This is a genomic window from Rhodococcoides fascians A25f, assembly GCF_000760935.2.
Lineage (GTDB): Bacteria > Actinomycetota > Actinomycetes > Mycobacteriales > Mycobacteriaceae > Rhodococcoides.
Genome location: NZ_CP049744.1, coordinates 3,662,555 through 3,677,605, shown reverse-complemented (window position 1 = coordinate 3,677,605; position 15,051 = coordinate 3,662,555). Strand labels below are relative to the sequence as shown.

Below are 15,051 nucleotides of genomic sequence, written 5' to 3'. Positions count from 1 at the left end.
GATGACTTACTCCGCGAACACGCCCCTCATCGAACTTCGGAACGTGGGCAAGAGTTACGGCAACGTCACTGCGCTGCAGGGAATCGATATGCGTGTCGGTGCCGGTGAGGTCACGTGCGTTCTGGGCGACAACGGTGCAGGCAAGTCCACCTTGATCAAGATCATGGCCGGCCTACATCAGCAGTCCGAGGGTCAGTTGCTCGTCGACGGCGAACCAGCGACCTTCGGATCGCCGAAAGACGCCCTGGACAAGGGGATTGCCACCGTCTATCAGGACCTCGCGGTGGTATCCCTGATGCCGGTGTGGCGCAACTTCTTTCTCGGTCAGGAGTTGCGTCGTGGCAAGGTCCTGAAATCACTCGACATCCATGCCATGCGCGCCACGACCATCGAAGAACTTCGCAAGATCGGCATCGATCTGCCCGACGTCGATGCTCCGATCGGCTCCCTCTCCGGTGGACAGCGACAGTGCGTGGCCATCGCCCGCGCCATCTTCTTCGGTGCGCGTGTGCTCATCCTCGACGAGCCGACGGCCGCGTTGGGCGTCAAGCAGTCGGGCATGGTTCTGCGTTACGTCTCTGCGGCCCGAGAGCAAGGCTTCGGCGTAGTCTTCATCACCCACAATCCACACCACGCGTACCTGGTCGGAAATCATTTCGTTCTGCTCAACCGTGGTCGCCAGACGCTCGACTGTGCTTACGACGACATCTCACTCGACGACCTCACCACGGAAATGGCGGGCGGCGACGAACTGGCGACCCTCACCGACGAACTGCGCCGCTGACCTCTGACCGCTGCTTCGCATGAGTGAGAAGCGGGCGTGGCGGGTAGAAGATCGGTAGCGGTGCCCGACGGAGGCACCAGACGAAGGAGCCGAACATGAGTGAGCACGAGCCCCTCGGACCACTGTCGCCCGATTTTCTCGAATCCGATTTCTACGGATATCAGGGGATGCTCGACGACAACGAGATCGAGGTGGTACTGCGCGCCCGTCGGTTCCTGCAGGAGGAGGTCGCGCCGCGGGCGAACGAATTCTGGGAGAAGGCGAGCTCGCCGGTACATCTGTTGCCGCTGATCGCCGAGCTCGAGATCGCTGGTCTCGGTTACGAGTTCGACGATCGAAAGGCCTCGCGCAAGCTGCTCACGGGATGGCTGGAGATGGAGTTCGCACGGGTCGATCCGTCCACGGGAACGATGTTCAGCGTGCACAGTTCGCTGGCAATGAGCAGTATCTCGATTCTCGGCTCCGAGGAGCAGCGCGCGCGGTGGTTGCCCGCCATGCGCCGGATGGAGACCATCGGTGCCTTCGGCCTGTCCGAGCCGCACGGCGGATCCGACGTCGCGGGCGGGCTGGAAACGACAGCCCGCCTCGAAGGCGATCACTGGATCCTCAACGGCAGCAAGCGCTGGATCGGTAACGCTACCTTCGCCGATCTGACCATCGTCTTCGCCAAGGACGAGGCCGACGGTGAGGTCAAGGGCTTCGTCGTCGAGCAGGGATTCGAGGGGTTCCGGGCCGAGAAGATCGAGGGCAAGTACTCGCTCCGTGCGGTGGAGAATGCGGACGTACACCTCGAGAACTGCCGAGTCCCGGTCGCCAACAAGCTCGCCGACGCCAACTCGTTCGCCGATACCGCCAAAGTGCTCCGCTTGACCCGTGGGGGAGTGGCGTTCCAGGCGGTGGGCGTGATGATGGGTGCGTACGAGCGAGCAGTCGCGTATGCGCGTGAACGCGAGCAGTTCGGTTCTCCGATCGCCTCGTTCCAGCTGATCGCCGATCTCATCGCACGGATGACCGCCAACATCACCGCCTCGCTCGGTATGGCGATTCGTGTTTCGCAGCTGCAGGACAACGGCGTCCACTACGACGAGCATGCAGCGCTCGCGAAGACGTTCTGTACGACGCGGCTGCGCGAAGTCGTCAGTTGGGCCCGAGAGATCATGGGCGGCAACGGAATTCTGATCGAGCATGACGTCATCAGGTTTTTCGCAGACGCCGAGGCGCTGTATTCGTACGAGGGCACAGCGCAGATCAACAACCTGATCGTCGGCCGTGGTGTGACGGGCTTCAGCGCGTTCGTCTGACCCTGGAAACGGAAAGCGCCCCTTCGCATGTGCGAAGGGGCGCTTTCCGTCGGTCGATGTGCTTGCTAGCGAGCGAAGAGCAACGCGCGCTTGACTTCCTGAATCGCCTTGGTCACCTGGATGCCGCGGGGGCATGCGTCGGTGCAGTTGAAGGTGGTGCGGCAACGCCATACACCCTCGACGTCGTTGAGGATGTCCAGACGTTCGGTTGCACCCTCGTCACGGCTGTCGAAGATGAACCGGTGTGCATTGACGATCGCGGCGGGGCCGAAGTAGCTGCCGTCGCTCCAGAACACGGGGCACGAGGTGGTGCAGCACGCGCACAGGATGCACTTGGTGGTGTCGTCGAACCGGGCGCGGTCCGCGGCGGACTGGATCCGCTCACGAGTCGGCTCGTTACCCGTCGTCATCAGGAACGGCTTCACGGCGCGGAACGCGTCGAAGAAGGGCTCCATGTCGACGATGAGGTCCTTCTCCACCGGCAGACCCTTGATGGGCTCGATGGTGATGTTCAGCGTCTTCGACGAGTCCTTGGGGAGCATGTCGCGCATCAGCACCTTGCAGGCGAGACGGTTGACACCGTTGATACGCATCGCGTCGCTACCGCAGACACCGTGTGCGCACGAGCGACGGAACGTCAGTGTGCCGTCGAGGTAGCCCTTGACGTACAGCAACAGGTTGAGCAGACGGTCGGTCTCCAGGGTGGGCACCTGGAAGGTGTCCCAACGCTGGCCCTCACCGCTCTCGGGGTTGAAGCGCGCGATCTTGAGGTTCACCATCACCGCGCCCTCGGGCACGGGTGGCAGATCGGACTCGGACTTCTTGTCCAGGGTAGGTGCGCTCATATCAGTACTTCCGCTCCATCGGCTCGTAGCGGGTTTGGATTACCGGCTTGTAATCCAGGCGAATCTCGGTGAGCAGACCTTCGCCCTCTTTGTAGGCCATGGTGTGCTTCATGTACTCGGCGTCGTTGCGCTCGGGGTAGTCCTCGCGGGCGTGACCGCCGCGCGATTCCTTGCGATTCAGTGCTCCGACGACCGTGACCTCGGCCATCTCGAGCAGGAAGCCGAGTTCGATGGCTTCGAGCAGGTCGCTGTTGTAGCGCTTGCCCTTGTCCTCGACGGTGATCTTGTTGTACCGCTCCTTGAGGGCACGGACATCCTTGAGTGCCGTCTCCAAGCGCTCCTCGGTGCGGAACACAGATGCGTTGTTGTCCATGGACTGCTGCATCTCGGTACGGATGTCGGCTGCGCGCTCGTGACCGTGGTCCGACAGGATCAGCTCGAGCCAGTCCTGCACCATCTTGGCCGGCTCCTCGGGGAGCGGGGTGAAGTCGACCGAGTTGGCATACTCGGCCGCGGCGATGCCGGCACGACGTCCGAAGACGTTGATGTCGAGCAACGAGTTGGTGCCGAGGCGGTTGGCTCCGTGTACGGAGACGCAGGCGCATTCACCGGCGGCGTACAGGCCGGGAACGATGTCGGTGTTGTTGCGCAGAACCTCACCGTGGATCTTGGTGGGGATACCACCCATGACGTAGTGGCACGTCGGGTAAACGGGCACCGGCTCCTTGACGGGGTCGACGCCGAGGTACGTGCGCGAGAACTCCATGATGTCGGGGAGCTTCTCGTCGAGTACTTCCTCGGGGATGTGCGTGACGTCGATGTAGACGTAGTCCTTGTTGGGGCCACCGCCGCGTCCTTCGAGTACCTCGAGCACCATCGAGCGAGCAACGATGTCGCGGGGCGCGAGGTCCTTGATGGTCGGTGCGTAGCGCTCCATGAAGCGCTCACCCGACTCGTTGCGCAGGATGCCCCCCTCGCCTCGGACTGCCTCGGAGATGAGGATGCCCAGGCCTGCGAGACCTGTCGGGTGGAACTGGTGGAACTCCATGTCCTCCAAGGGAAGACCCTTGCGGAAGACGATACTCATGCCGTCACCGGTGAGGGTGTGGGCGTTGGACGTGGTCTTGTAGATCCGGCCCGAACCGCCCGTGGCGAAGATGATCGACTTCGCGTGGAAGATGTGCAGCTCACCGGTGGAGAGCTCGTAGGCGATGATGCCGGTTGCGACGGGGCCGTCGTCGGTTTCGGTCAGGCACAGATCCAGCGCATAGAACTCGTTGTAGAACTCGACGTCGTGCTTGACGCAGTTCTGGTAGAGGGTCTGCAGAATCATGTGGCCGGTGCGGTCGGCTGCGTAGCACGCACGACGAACCGGTGCCTTGCCGTGGTCGCGGGTATGGCCGCCGAAGCGACGCTGATCGATCTTGCCCTCGGGCGTCCGGTTGAACGGAAGACCCATCTTCTCGAGGTCGAGAACGGCGTCGATCGCTTCCTTCGCCATGATCTCCACGGCGTCCTGGTCGGCGAGGTAGTCGCCACCCTTGACGGTGTCGAACGTGTGCCATTCCCAGTTGTCTTCCTCCACGTTCGCCAGAGCGGCGCACATGCCGCCCTGGGCTGCACCGGTGTGCGAACGAGTGGGGTAGAGCTTGGTCAGCACGGCGGTACGAGCGCGGGGTCCGGCTTCGATCGCAGCACGCATACCGGCACCGCCTGCGCCGACGATCAGTACGTCGTAACGATGTTCCTGCATGTAAGCGTCAGTGTCCTTAGCTCGCCGAGATGTTGGGATCGAACGTGAAGATGACGTAGGTGCCGACGCCCATGATCAGGATCATCGACAGCACCAGCAACGTGGTCAGCCAGAATCGCGTCGAATCCTTGCGGGAGTAGTCCGCGATGATCGTGCGCAGGCCGTTGCCGCCGTGGAGCTGAGCGAGCCACAGCATCGTCAGGTCCCAGAACTGCCAGAACGGGCTGGCCCAGCGACCGGCCACGAAGGCGAAGTTGATGCGGTGCACACCGTCGTCGAGCATCAGCATGATGAACATGTGTCCCAGCACCAGCACGACGAGTGCCAGACCCGAGAAGCGCATGAACAGCCACGCGTAGAGCTCGAAGTTGCCCTTGCTCTGCCGACGGGGTGAACGAGGGTTGGCCAAGCTGGCCGGACGGTCGTAGTTCGTGCCGAGTACTTTCGCCTCGGGACCCTGCGTCGACATCAGTGACCACCCGCCGTGAACATGTTGTAGAAGATTCGTCCCGCGCCGGGGATCATGACGACGAGCCAGACGACTGCGATGACCCACAGCATCGGCTTCTGGTACTGCGGTCCCTTGGACCAGAAATCGACCAGCATGACCCGAATGCCGTTCAGCGCGTGATACAGCACCGCGGCAACGAGGCCGAGTTCCATCAGGCCGACGAGCGGGGTCTTGTAGGTCTCGATGATGGCGTCGTACGTTTCGGGGTTGACCCGAACCATCGCCGTATCGAGGACGTGGACGAACAAGAAGAAGAACGTCAACACGCCAGTGATGCGGTGCAGAACCCAGGACCACATGCCCGGGTCCCCGCGGTACAGAGACCGCTTGCGCTCCTTGACCGGAGCGACTTCCGTCGTGCTACTCATCGAGTGCAATGCCTCCAACGTCGTTGGTGGACGCTTCGAGCCCGGTGGCCGGTCTTGTCCTGGCTCGATTTGTCGCGATTCGGCCCTAGTGCTGGTTGTACTAGCCGCTTACTCGAAACTGTAAACCCATTCGAAACACGGAACTAATTCGACTCGAGGTTCGTACGGTGCCGAAATTCGGTGTTAGGTTTGCCTTCCCAATTCCCAATCGAAGTTCGGGGCAGATCTCTGCATCAATTCAGACGGCGTGATTGGATGGGTAACCATGGACGAAATCGACTGGAATACGTTGCGCGACAATGCTCATGAGGCAATGCGACATGCCTACGCCCCGTACTCGAACTTTCCGGTCGGTGCGGCCGCTCTGGTGGATGACAACCGAATAGTCACTGGGTGCAATGTGGAAAATGTCTCATACGGTTTGGGGCTCTGCGCCGAATGCGGGTTGGTCTCGAACCTGCACTCGAGCGGCGGCGGCAGACTCGTGGCCTTCTCCTGCTGCGATTCTCGGCGTGAGATCCTGATGCCGTGCGGGCGATGCCGGCAGTTGCTGTTCGAATTCGGCGGCCCGGATCTGCTCGTCGACACCACCTCGGGACCGCGTCGACTGGCAGAGTTGCTTCCGGATGCATTCGGACCCGACAACCTCGACGAAGGACGCGTGAACAACCATGCCTGACGCCGTATCGATCATCAGCGCGAAGCGCGACGGCCGCGTTCTCGACGACGAACAGATCGAGTGGGTGATCGCGGAGTTCACTCGCGGAACCGTCGCGCCGGAACAGATGTCGGCACTGGCGATGGCAATTCTGTTGCGCGGATTGTCCCGTCGGGAACTGAGTACGTGGACCGGCGCGATGATCGCCTCGGGCACCCGCATGGATTTCTCGGCACTGCCGCTGCCCACCGTCGACAAGCATTCGACCGGCGGTGTCGGAGACAAGATCACGCTGCCGTTGGCTCCCCTCGTCGCCGCGTGCGGGGCAGCGGTGCCGCAACTGTCGGGGCGCGGCCTGGGGCACACCGGCGGAACGCTCGACAAGCTCGAGTCGATACCCGGGTGGCGAGCCGACCTCAGCGGTGAGGAGATGCACCGCATCCTGGCCGATCCGTTGGTGGGTGCGGTCGTCTGCGCCGCCGGTGCCGATCTGGCTCCTGCCGACAAGAAGCTCTATGCCCTGCGTGACGTGACCGGAACCGTCGAGTCGATTCCGCTGATCGCCAGTTCGATCATGAGCAAGAAGATCGCCGAGGGCACCGGCGCACTCGTGTTGGACGTGAAGGTCGGTGCCGGCGCGTTCATGAAGAACGTCGACGATGCGCGCGAGCTCGCGACCGCGATGGTCGAGCTCGGAACCGATGCGGGTGTGCGCACTCTGGCGGTGCTGACGGCCATGGACACCCCGCTCGGGCTCACTGCAGGCAATGCGCTCGAAGTGCAGGAGTCGGTCGAGGTACTGGCCGGAGGCGGCCCGTCCGACATCGTGGAGCTGACGATCACGCTGGCACGCACCATGCTCGCAGCGGCCGGGATCGAGGGCATCGATCCGGCCGACAAACTCGCCGACGGCTCGGCCATGGACCGTTGGCGGACGATGATCGCCGCGCAGGGCGGCGATCCCGATGCCGCGTTGCCCGTCGCCCGGGAGAGCCAGGAATTCATTGCAACCGAGGACGGCGTCGTCACCGGGTTGGACGCGATGGGCGTCGGACTCGCTGCGTGGCGGCTCGGGGCAGGCCGCGAGCGTCAGGGTGAGCCGGTGCAGAGCGCGGCCGGTGTGCGGTTGCATGCCAAGCCGGGGGATCGGGTGCGGGCCGGGGATCGGCTCGCAACCCTGTACACCGACACTCCCGAGCGTTTCGAGTACGCGCAGGAAGCACTCGTCGGGAGCTGGGAACTCGGTGCCACGGCTGTCGAGCCGAGCCCTCTCGTCATCGACCGCATCGGTCGGTAACGAGCTCGGCCAGTAGCAGTCTCGGTCAGATCAGGTTCCCCGCCTCGGTCAAGACGCTGCGCAGAATCTGTTCCATCTCGTCGAATTCCTTCTGACCACAGATGAGCGGCGGAGCCAGCTGCACTACCGGATCGCCGCGATCGTCGGCGCGGCAGTACAGCCCTGCGTCGAACAGAGCGGTCGACAGGAACCCGCGGAGGATGCGTTCTGCTTCGGCATCGCTGAACGTTTCCTTCGTGGCTTTGTCCTTGACCAGTTCGATGCCGTAGAAGAACCCTTCGCCGCGCACGTCCCCGACGATCGGCAGATCGTGCAGTTTCTCGAGCGTCGCGCGAAACGCCGGTGCCTTGTCTGCGACATGCGCGTTGATCCCCTCGCGCTCGAAGATGTCGAGATTGGCCATGGCGACCGCAGCGGAGACGGGGTGGCCGCCGAAGGTGTAGCCGTGGGCGAAGCTGGACGTGCCGTCGTCGAACGGCTCGAACAGTCTGTCGGAGGCGATCATTGCGCCGATCGGGGAGTAGCCCGAGGTCAATCCCTTGGCGCAGGTGATGATGTCGGGAACGTAGCCGAAGTCGTTGCAGGCGAACATCGATCCGATCCGTCCGAACGCACAGATCACCTCGTCCGAGACCAGGAGGACGTCGTAGCGGTCGCAGATCTCGCGGACCCGCTCGAAGTATCCGGGCGGGGGCGGGAAGCAACCCCCGGCATTCTGGACCGGCTCGAGGAACACCGCGGCCACCGAATCGGGGCCCTCGAATTCGATGGCCTCGGCGATGCGATCCGCAGCCCAGATTCCGAACGCCTTCGGGTCGGTATCCAGGGGAGCGGGAGCGCGGTAGATGTTGGTGTTCGGGACTCGGAACGCGCCCGGCGTCAACGGCTCGAAAGGCTCTTTGAGCGCGGGAATTCCGGTGATCGCGAGCGCACCCTGTGGCGTGCCGTGATAGGCGATGGCCCGCGAGATCACCTTGTGCTTGCCGGGCTTGCCGACCTTCTTGAAGTACTGCTTGGCGAGCTTCCATGCGCTCTCGACGGCCTCGCCGCCGCCGGTGGTGAAGAAGACCCGGTTCAGGTCGCCGGGGGCGTAGCCGGCGAGGCGCTCGGCAAGTTCGATGGCCGGTTCGGTGACGTACGACCACAGCGGGAAGAAGGCCAATTCCGTTGCCTGCTTGGCTGCCGCCTCGGCCAATTCCTCGCGGCCGTGCCCCACCTGAACCACGAACAGGCCCGACAGCCCGTCGATGTAACTCTTGCCGTTCGAGTCCCAGATGGTCGAACCTTCACCGCGGGTGATGATCGGAGGTGTGACCCCGGCACCGTGGCGGGTGAAGTGGCCCCACAGGTGCTTGGCTGCGGAGGCGTCGAGCTCGGCTGTCGTTCGTGTCATCGTGTTCCCCAATTGTATTGCTGCTTGACGAGTTTGAGATAGACCAGGGTTTCGGTACTGGTGACTCCGTCCAGACTGCGGATTTGCTTGTTGAGAATCTGCAGAAGCTGTTCGTCGTCCTCGCAGACCACTTCCACGACGACGTCGAACGACCCTGCGGTCAGGACGACGTAGTCGATCGCGTCGATCGCCGACAGTTCCTCGGACAGCGCATAACTGTCTCCGGTGCACTTGATGCCGATCATGGCCTGCCGCTTGAATCCGACCTGTACCGGATCGGTCACCGCGACGATCTGCATGACGCCGGAATCCGTCAGACGTTGAACACGTTGGCGGACAGCGGCTTCCGAGAGACCGACAGCTTTGCCGATCGCGGCGTACGAGCGTCGCCCGTCCTCCTGGAGTTGTTCGATGATCGCCTTGGAGACGTCGTCGAGTGCGATGGGTGGCTGCTCGGGCATGCGTTGATCTTGTCATTGTCGAGGCGGTGAACACAACCCTTCGACGATGAAATGCGTATCAATTGTCTATCTGGACGACAGAATCAGTTGTCGTAAGGTCCGAAACGGAGAGAATCAGTAGCTTCGACGGTACTGTGCAGGTATGGCGAACATTCCTGGTTGTTGGATCGACGGACGCGCGGTGGACGGTAGTGGTCAGCGATATGCCGTCGACGATCCCGCGACCGGAGCAGTGGTGGCCGAAGTCGGCTTGGCGACGGCTGACGACGTCGATTCGGCACTCGCACATGCTCGGTCGGCGTTTTCGGAATGGTCCGGCGCAACGCCCGCTGAGCGCAGCGCGGTCCTGACGGAGTTGGCTCGGCTGGTTGCCGCCGATGCCGAGAACTTCGCGGCCGAGGAAGTGGCGCAGACCGGCAAGACGGTGCGGTTGGCAACGGAGTTCGACGTGCCGGGCAGCACCGACAACATCGAGTTCTTCGCCGGAGCGGCACGGCACCTCGACGGCAAGGCCACTGCGGAGTACTCGGGCGAGCACACCTCGTCGATTCGCCGCGACGCCGTCGGAGTCGTCGGGTCGATCACCCCGTGGAACTATCCGCTGCAGATGGCGGTGTGGAAGGCGATTCCGGCTCTCGCGGCCGGGTGCGCCATCGTGCTCAAGCCCAGCGAACTCACTCCGCTGACCACACTGCGTCTGGCGCGCTTGGCCACCGAGGCGGGAGTTCCCGACGGCGTGTTCAACGTCGTCACCGGAACCGGAGAAGATGCCGGGGTCGCGTTGTCCTCGCACGAGGGCCTCGATCTGATGACCTTCACCGGTTCGACTCCCGTCGGCAGGCGAGTCATGGCGCAGGCCGCCGTTCACGGCACTCGGGTGCAGCTCGAACTGGGCGGCAAGGCACCGCTGGTGGTGTTCGACGACGCGGATCTCGATGCCGCCATTCACGGTGCCGTCGCCGGATCCCTGATCAACGGCGGCCAGGACTGCACGGCGGCCACCCGCGCCATCGTCGCAGAATCCCTGTACGAGGACTTCGTTGCTGGAGTGGCCGAGTTGATGGGACGCGTCGTGATGGGAGACCCGACCGATCCGGCAACCGACATGGGTGCGTTGATCTCGATCGCTCATCGCGATCGTGTTGCGGCCATGGTGAATCGAGCTCGCGACACCGGAGCCAGGATCGTCACCGGTGGCCGCGTTCCTGAGGGCAGGGGTGCGTTCTACCCACCGACATTGGTCGCCGATGTCGGCGAGCAGGACGAGATCTATCGCGACGAGGTGTTCGGCCCGGTGCTCACGGTGTCCAAGCATCATGGTGACGACGATGCGATCCGGCGCGCCAACGACACTGCGTTCGGACTCGCCGCCTCCGCGTGGACCCGAGACGTGTACCGCGCAGGACGAGCGACGCGTGAGATCGCGGCCGGCTGTGTGTGGATCAACGATCACATTCCGATCATCAGCGAGATGCCACACGGAGGATTCGGGGCTTCGGGCTTCGGCAAGGACATGTCGAGCTACTCGCTCGACGAGTACCTCACCGTCAAACACGTCATGACCGACATCACCGGTGTGGCTCGAAAGGCTTGGCATCGAACGGTCTTCGCGTCGGCCGATCCCGAAGCACAGGAGGACGCCCGATGAGCGCATCATGGGCAACCGAACCCACCGACCGCGGCGTGGCGATGGTGGCGGGCGCGGCACCGGAGTCCTATTGGCTCGACCGTCCCGAACGGCCCGCTCCGCGCAGTCGGCACACCGGCTCTGCAACGGCAGATCTGGTGATAGTCGGCGGCGGATTCACCGGCCTGTGGGCGGCGGTGCATGCGGCAGAAGAGAACCCGAACCAATCGATCGTGCTGCTCGAAGGCGACCGCATTGCCGAGGGTGCAACCGGTCGCAACGGCGGCTTCTGCGCGGCCAGCCTGACGCACGGACTGAGCAACGGGCTCGACCGGTATGCCGACGAACTACCCGAGTTGCTGCGGATGGGCACGGAGACGCTCGACGCGATTTGCGCGACTGCGGAGAAGTACGGAATCGACGCAGACATCGAACGCACCGGCGAGCTCGACATCGCCAATTTCTACTGGCAGGTGGACGACCTGCGAGAGCTCGGTGACGAGGGTGCACGCCTGTCGCAGCCGATGGAATACCTCGACGCCGCTGCAGTGCAGTCCAAGTTCACCTCACCGATGGCGCGCGGTGCACTGTTCGACCCCGATGTCGCGATGATCGACCCCGCCAAACTGGCCTGGGGCCTGGCCGACGCGGCCGAATCGCTCGGCGTACACATTCACGAGAACACCAAGGCACTGTCGATCGACAAGTCCGGCAACGGTATTCGGGTGAAGACAGGCTACGGAACCATCGAGGCGGGCAAGGTTCTGTTGGCCACCTCGGCATCGAAGTCGTTGCGACGAAAGCTCCGTCACTGGATCGTGCCCGTGTGGGACTACGTCATCATGACCGAGCCGCTGAGTCCGTCTCAGCTCGCCGACATCGGCTGGTCCGGCCGTGAAGGATTGGCCGACTCCGGCAACAGATTCCACTATTTCCGGTTGACTGCGGACAATCGCATCCTGTTCGGCGGGTGGGACGCCCACTACTTCTACGGTAGCGACACCGATCCAAGGCACACCCAGCATCCCGAAGAGTTCGCCTTGCTCGCCGAACACCTGCTGCAGATGTTCCCGAGCCTTGAGGGAATCCGCGCCACCCACGCCTGGGGCGGATCGATCGACACGTGCTCGCGGTTCAGCGCCTTTTGGGATCTCGGCATGAACGGACGGGTGGCCTCGGTGGCCGGGTTCACCGGCCTCGGCGTCGGCGCGTCGCACTTCGGAGCCCGCACCGCCCTCGATCTGCTCGACGGGCGCGATACCGAACGAACACGGTTGAAAATGGTGCGTACCAAGCCTTTGCCGTTTCCACCCGAGCCCCTCAAGTCGATCGGGATCAACATCACTCGTGCGCAATTCGCTCGCGCAGACCGTAACGAGGGACGGCGGGGACTGTGGCTCAAGGGAATGGACGCGCTGGGTCTGGGCTTCGACAGCTGAGGGAGCGGCTGCGCCGCACGTGCGCGGAAACTCGACCCCTGCTACGAAGTTTCGCTCACATGCGGCGAAGCCGCTCTACTCGTGCGGAACGACGACCACCGGCACCGGGGCGGCCCGCAGTATCTTGGCCGCACTCGATCCGAGGAACACCCGCTTGGGGCTCGCCAACCCACTCGATCCGAGGAACAGCACATCGCCCGGCTTCCAGTCGAGGTTGCCCATGGCTTCGTCCAACGAAGACCCGTCGGCGACGATCGACTGCAAGCCGTCGATATCGGGGAGAGTGCGGGCCGCGTGCTCGAGATTCTCCTGCGCGGCGGCGACCTGTCGTCGACGCGTGTCCAGTGAGGTCTCGTCGCTCGGTGCTCCGGTCGATTCGAGAGACACCAGCGACACCAACCGGACCGGTACGTGCGCCGCGCTGGCCAGAGTGATCGCGAACGGCAACGGATTCGGGGCCGATGCCCGGGTGGGGACAGCGACGGTGAGGTCGGTGATCGGAGCGTCGGAGAGCCGGTAGCCCCGAGGTGCGAGTGCCAGTGGCACTTCGGAGGCGTGCAGAAGCTGACCGGCAACCGACCCGATCGAATGCCGATTCAACAGACCGTCGCCTGCGCCGCCGACGACGATCATGTCGGCATCGTTCTGTACGGCGAAGTCGATGAGGGCCCGGGCGAAAGACTCGTGCGAGAGCACGTGGGTGGTGACCGCGATACCCGACGGGACCTGGGCAGCGGCGTCGTCCACCCAACCCTTCGCTTTCGCCTCCAGCACTTTTCGGTACGGTCCGCTGCCCTCCATGACCGGTTCGTCCACGGCCATGACCAGCACGATGTCGATGGAGGCGTCGAGAGCACGAGCGAGGGCGATGGCCAGGGCTACGCCGTCGTCGCCGCTGGGAGTGGCGAGGTAGCCGACGGTGATCTTCATGAGCTTCGGTCCTTCTCTTCTAGTAAGTGTCCGGAACCTTGACTTCGGTGGACGCGGTGAGTGTCTTGCCCTTGAAGAAGTCCTTGTTGCCCACGAAGCACAGCAGCATCAGCGGGATTCCGAGTACCAGCATGCCGACGCCGAGGACGAACACTCCGCCGATCGGTCCGTAGACGGTGTAACCGTAGTCGGGTTTGATCATGTCGATTGCGCTCTGCACGAACGCCCACGTCATCGACAGTCCGCCGAGAAACGGAAAGATGCCGCGCATGAACAGGTTTCGGACGGACGAGAAGAGCGTCCGGCGGAAGTACCAGGTGCACGCATACGCGGTGATGCCGTAGTAGAACGCGACCGCGAGCCCGAGCGAGGCCACCGAATCCTGCAATGCGTTGGCGCTGACGAAGGTGAGCACCAGATAGAACAGCAGGGCCGCGGCCCCCATCACGAGTGTGCCGAAGCCTGGGGTCATGTACTTGGGGTGCACGCTGGCGAACCGCTTGGGAATGGCCTCGTACACCGCCATCGACAGGGTTCCTCGGGCCGTGGGCAGAATGGTCGTCTGAGTCGAGGACAGCGCCGAGATCGAGACGGTCAGCAACAACAAGGACGCCACGATCGAGCCGGCGACGGGATCTCCGAGAATGGTGAGTACGTCGTCGACGTTGTCCGGGTTGTTCAGGCCGATGCCGGTATCGCCGAAGCCGGCGAACGACTGCACGGCGTATCCGACGAGAACGTATGTGGCGACGAGGATCAGCGTGGTGATCACCGCGGCACGTCCCGGCGTCTTCTCCGAATCCTTCGTTTCCTCGCCGACGGCCAGGCAGGCGTCCCATCCCCAGTAGATGAAGATGCACAGGATGATGGCCTGGGCCGCGTCGGACATCGTCACCCCGGTGGGAACCAACCAACTCCACTGGGGCGTGATGGCCTGAGGTCCGGCGGTGCCGGTACCCACCTTGACCAGTGCCGTCACCGACACTCCGATGAGGACACCGAACTGCACGACCAGCAGCACGTTCTGCATGCGTTCGCTGATCAGGATGCCGCGAAAACTGACGTAGGTCATCGAGACGATGAAGAACGAACCGAGTGCGACCTTTGCCGCAGTCGACTCCGCCAAGTCCGACAGGCCGAGGAACTCGAACAGGTAGATGGCAGCGATCTCGGCCACGTTGGCGAGCACGATGATCGCCGAGACTGCCAGCCCCCATCCCGCCATCCAGCCGACCCACGGGCCGAACGCCTTGGTGCCCCAGGTGAACGACGTTCCGCAGTCCGGGGTGTCGCGTCCCAATTCTCGGTAGGCGAAGGCCGTGAGCAGCATCGGGACGAAAGCGATGAGGAACATCGACGGTGCTTTGTCGCCGACGGCCAGGACGACGTAGCCGAGGGTGGCGGCCAGACTGTAAGCCGGCGCCACCGCCGACAGTCCGATGACGATGTTGCCGACCAACCCGAGAGCGCCGGTGTTGAGTCCCTTACCCGGAATGGTGTTCGGCGGTTCCGCAATCGACATAGGTCTCTCCGAGGTTCGAGTCGACCGAGGACGTCGGAAGGAGACCCGACAGAATCGGTCGCGTGTGTTGGATGAACACTACGATTTCCGTCGCCGATTCGCTGTGTATCGACGGAATTGTTTTCATCGGAGTAACAATGCAACGAAATGGGTCGCAGAAGT

The 15,051-nt window shown here is 63.4% G+C and carries 14 protein-coding genes; 6 read left to right on the top strand and 8 right to left on the bottom strand.

The features are described 5' to 3' along the window. Position 1: 1 nt before the first annotated feature. Entirely contained in the window at positions 2–784 is a 783-nt protein-coding gene (locus BH93_RS17310; RefSeq protein ID WP_037176689.1) for an ATP-binding cassette domain-containing protein, read from the top strand. Positions 785–879: 95 nt separating this feature from the next. Beyond that, entirely contained in the window at positions 880–2,085 is a 1,206-nt protein-coding gene (locus BH93_RS17305) for an acyl-CoA dehydrogenase family protein (protein ID WP_052065715.1), read from the top strand. A gap of 65 nt (positions 2,086–2,150) precedes the next feature. On the opposite strand, the gene BH93_RS17300 is transcribed toward BH93_RS17305, so the two are convergent. The 4 genes from BH93_RS17300 to sdhC are packed head-to-tail and all read right to left on the bottom strand — an operon-like array spanning position 2,151 to position 5,493. Further along, positions 2,151–2,930, bottom strand: coding sequence for a succinate dehydrogenase iron-sulfur subunit (locus tag BH93_RS17300; protein ID WP_032376832.1), 780 nt, complete (start codon positions 2,928–2,930; stop codon positions 2,151–2,153). A gap of 1 nt (position 2,931) precedes the next feature. Next, positions 2,932–4,683 carry a succinate dehydrogenase flavoprotein subunit gene (gene sdhA, locus BH93_RS17295; protein WP_032376833.1) on the bottom strand — a complete coding sequence of 584 codons (1,752 nt, stop codon included), beginning with the start codon at positions 4,681–4,683 and terminating at the stop codon, positions 2,932–2,934. 16 nt (positions 4,684–4,699) lie between these two features. Continuing rightward, positions 4,700–5,152, bottom strand: a complete 453-nt coding sequence (locus BH93_RS17290; RefSeq protein ID WP_027496419.1) for a succinate dehydrogenase hydrophobic membrane anchor subunit — start codon at positions 5,150–5,152, stop codon at positions 4,700–4,702. Then, a complete protein-coding gene (gene sdhC / locus BH93_RS17285; RefSeq protein ID WP_032378103.1) occupies positions 5,152–5,493 on the bottom strand; it encodes a succinate dehydrogenase, cytochrome b556 subunit in 342 nt (113 codons plus the stop codon). The genes BH93_RS17290 and sdhC overlap by 1 nt, the downstream gene beginning before the upstream one ends. A 334-nt stretch (positions 5,494–5,827) precedes the next feature. Between sdhC and BH93_RS17280 the strand changes: the two genes are divergently transcribed. Together BH93_RS17280 and BH93_RS17275 are read left to right on the top strand one after the other, a co-directional pair. Then, complete coding sequence (locus BH93_RS17280) at positions 5,828–6,241, top strand: cytidine deaminase (protein ID WP_037177115.1); 414 nt, start codon at positions 5,828–5,830, stop codon at positions 6,239–6,241. Continuing rightward, positions 6,234–7,517 carry a thymidine phosphorylase gene (locus BH93_RS17275; protein ID WP_037176692.1) on the top strand — a complete coding sequence of 428 codons (1,284 nt, stop codon included), beginning with the start codon at positions 6,234–6,236 and terminating at the stop codon, positions 7,515–7,517. The genes BH93_RS17280 and BH93_RS17275 overlap by 8 nt, the downstream gene beginning before the upstream one ends. Before the next feature lie 25 nt (positions 7,518–7,542). On the opposite strand, the gene BH93_RS17270 is transcribed toward BH93_RS17275, so the two are convergent. Next, a complete protein-coding gene (locus tag BH93_RS17270; RefSeq protein ID WP_037176694.1) occupies positions 7,543–8,910 on the bottom strand; it encodes an aspartate aminotransferase family protein in 1,368 nt (455 codons plus the stop codon). Continuing rightward, a complete protein-coding gene (locus BH93_RS17265) occupies positions 8,907–9,371 on the bottom strand; it encodes an Lrp/AsnC family transcriptional regulator (protein WP_032376836.1) in 465 nt (154 codons plus the stop codon). The genes BH93_RS17270 and BH93_RS17265 overlap by 4 nt, the downstream gene beginning before the upstream one ends. A 142-nt stretch (positions 9,372–9,513) precedes the next feature. On the opposite strand from BH93_RS17265, the gene BH93_RS17260 reads away from it, so the two are divergent. Both BH93_RS17260 and BH93_RS17255 read left to right on the top strand, forming a co-directional pair. Beyond that, positions 9,514–11,019 carry a gamma-aminobutyraldehyde dehydrogenase gene (locus BH93_RS17260; protein WP_037176696.1) on the top strand — a complete coding sequence of 502 codons (1,506 nt, stop codon included), beginning with the start codon at positions 9,514–9,516 and terminating at the stop codon, positions 11,017–11,019. Beyond that, entirely contained in the window at positions 11,016–12,437 is a 1,422-nt protein-coding gene (locus BH93_RS17255; protein ID WP_037176698.1) for an NAD(P)/FAD-dependent oxidoreductase, read from the top strand. Before BH93_RS17260 ends, BH93_RS17255 begins: the two co-directional genes overlap by 4 nt. Positions 12,438–12,512: 75 nt before the next feature. Here the strand turns inward: BH93_RS17255 and BH93_RS17250 are convergent, their stop codons facing one another. Both BH93_RS17250 and BH93_RS17245 read right to left on the bottom strand, forming a co-directional pair. Next, positions 12,513–13,367, bottom strand: a complete 855-nt coding sequence (locus BH93_RS17250; RefSeq protein ID WP_032376839.1) for a universal stress protein — start codon at positions 13,365–13,367, stop codon at positions 12,513–12,515. A gap of 19 nt (positions 13,368–13,386) precedes the next feature. Continuing rightward, the gene (locus BH93_RS17245; RefSeq protein WP_037176700.1) at positions 13,387–14,889 is read right to left on the bottom strand and encodes an APC family permease; all 1,503 of its coding nucleotides are present in this window, start codon (positions 14,887–14,889) and stop codon (positions 13,387–13,389) included. Between the last annotated feature and the right edge of the window lie 162 nt (positions 14,890–15,051).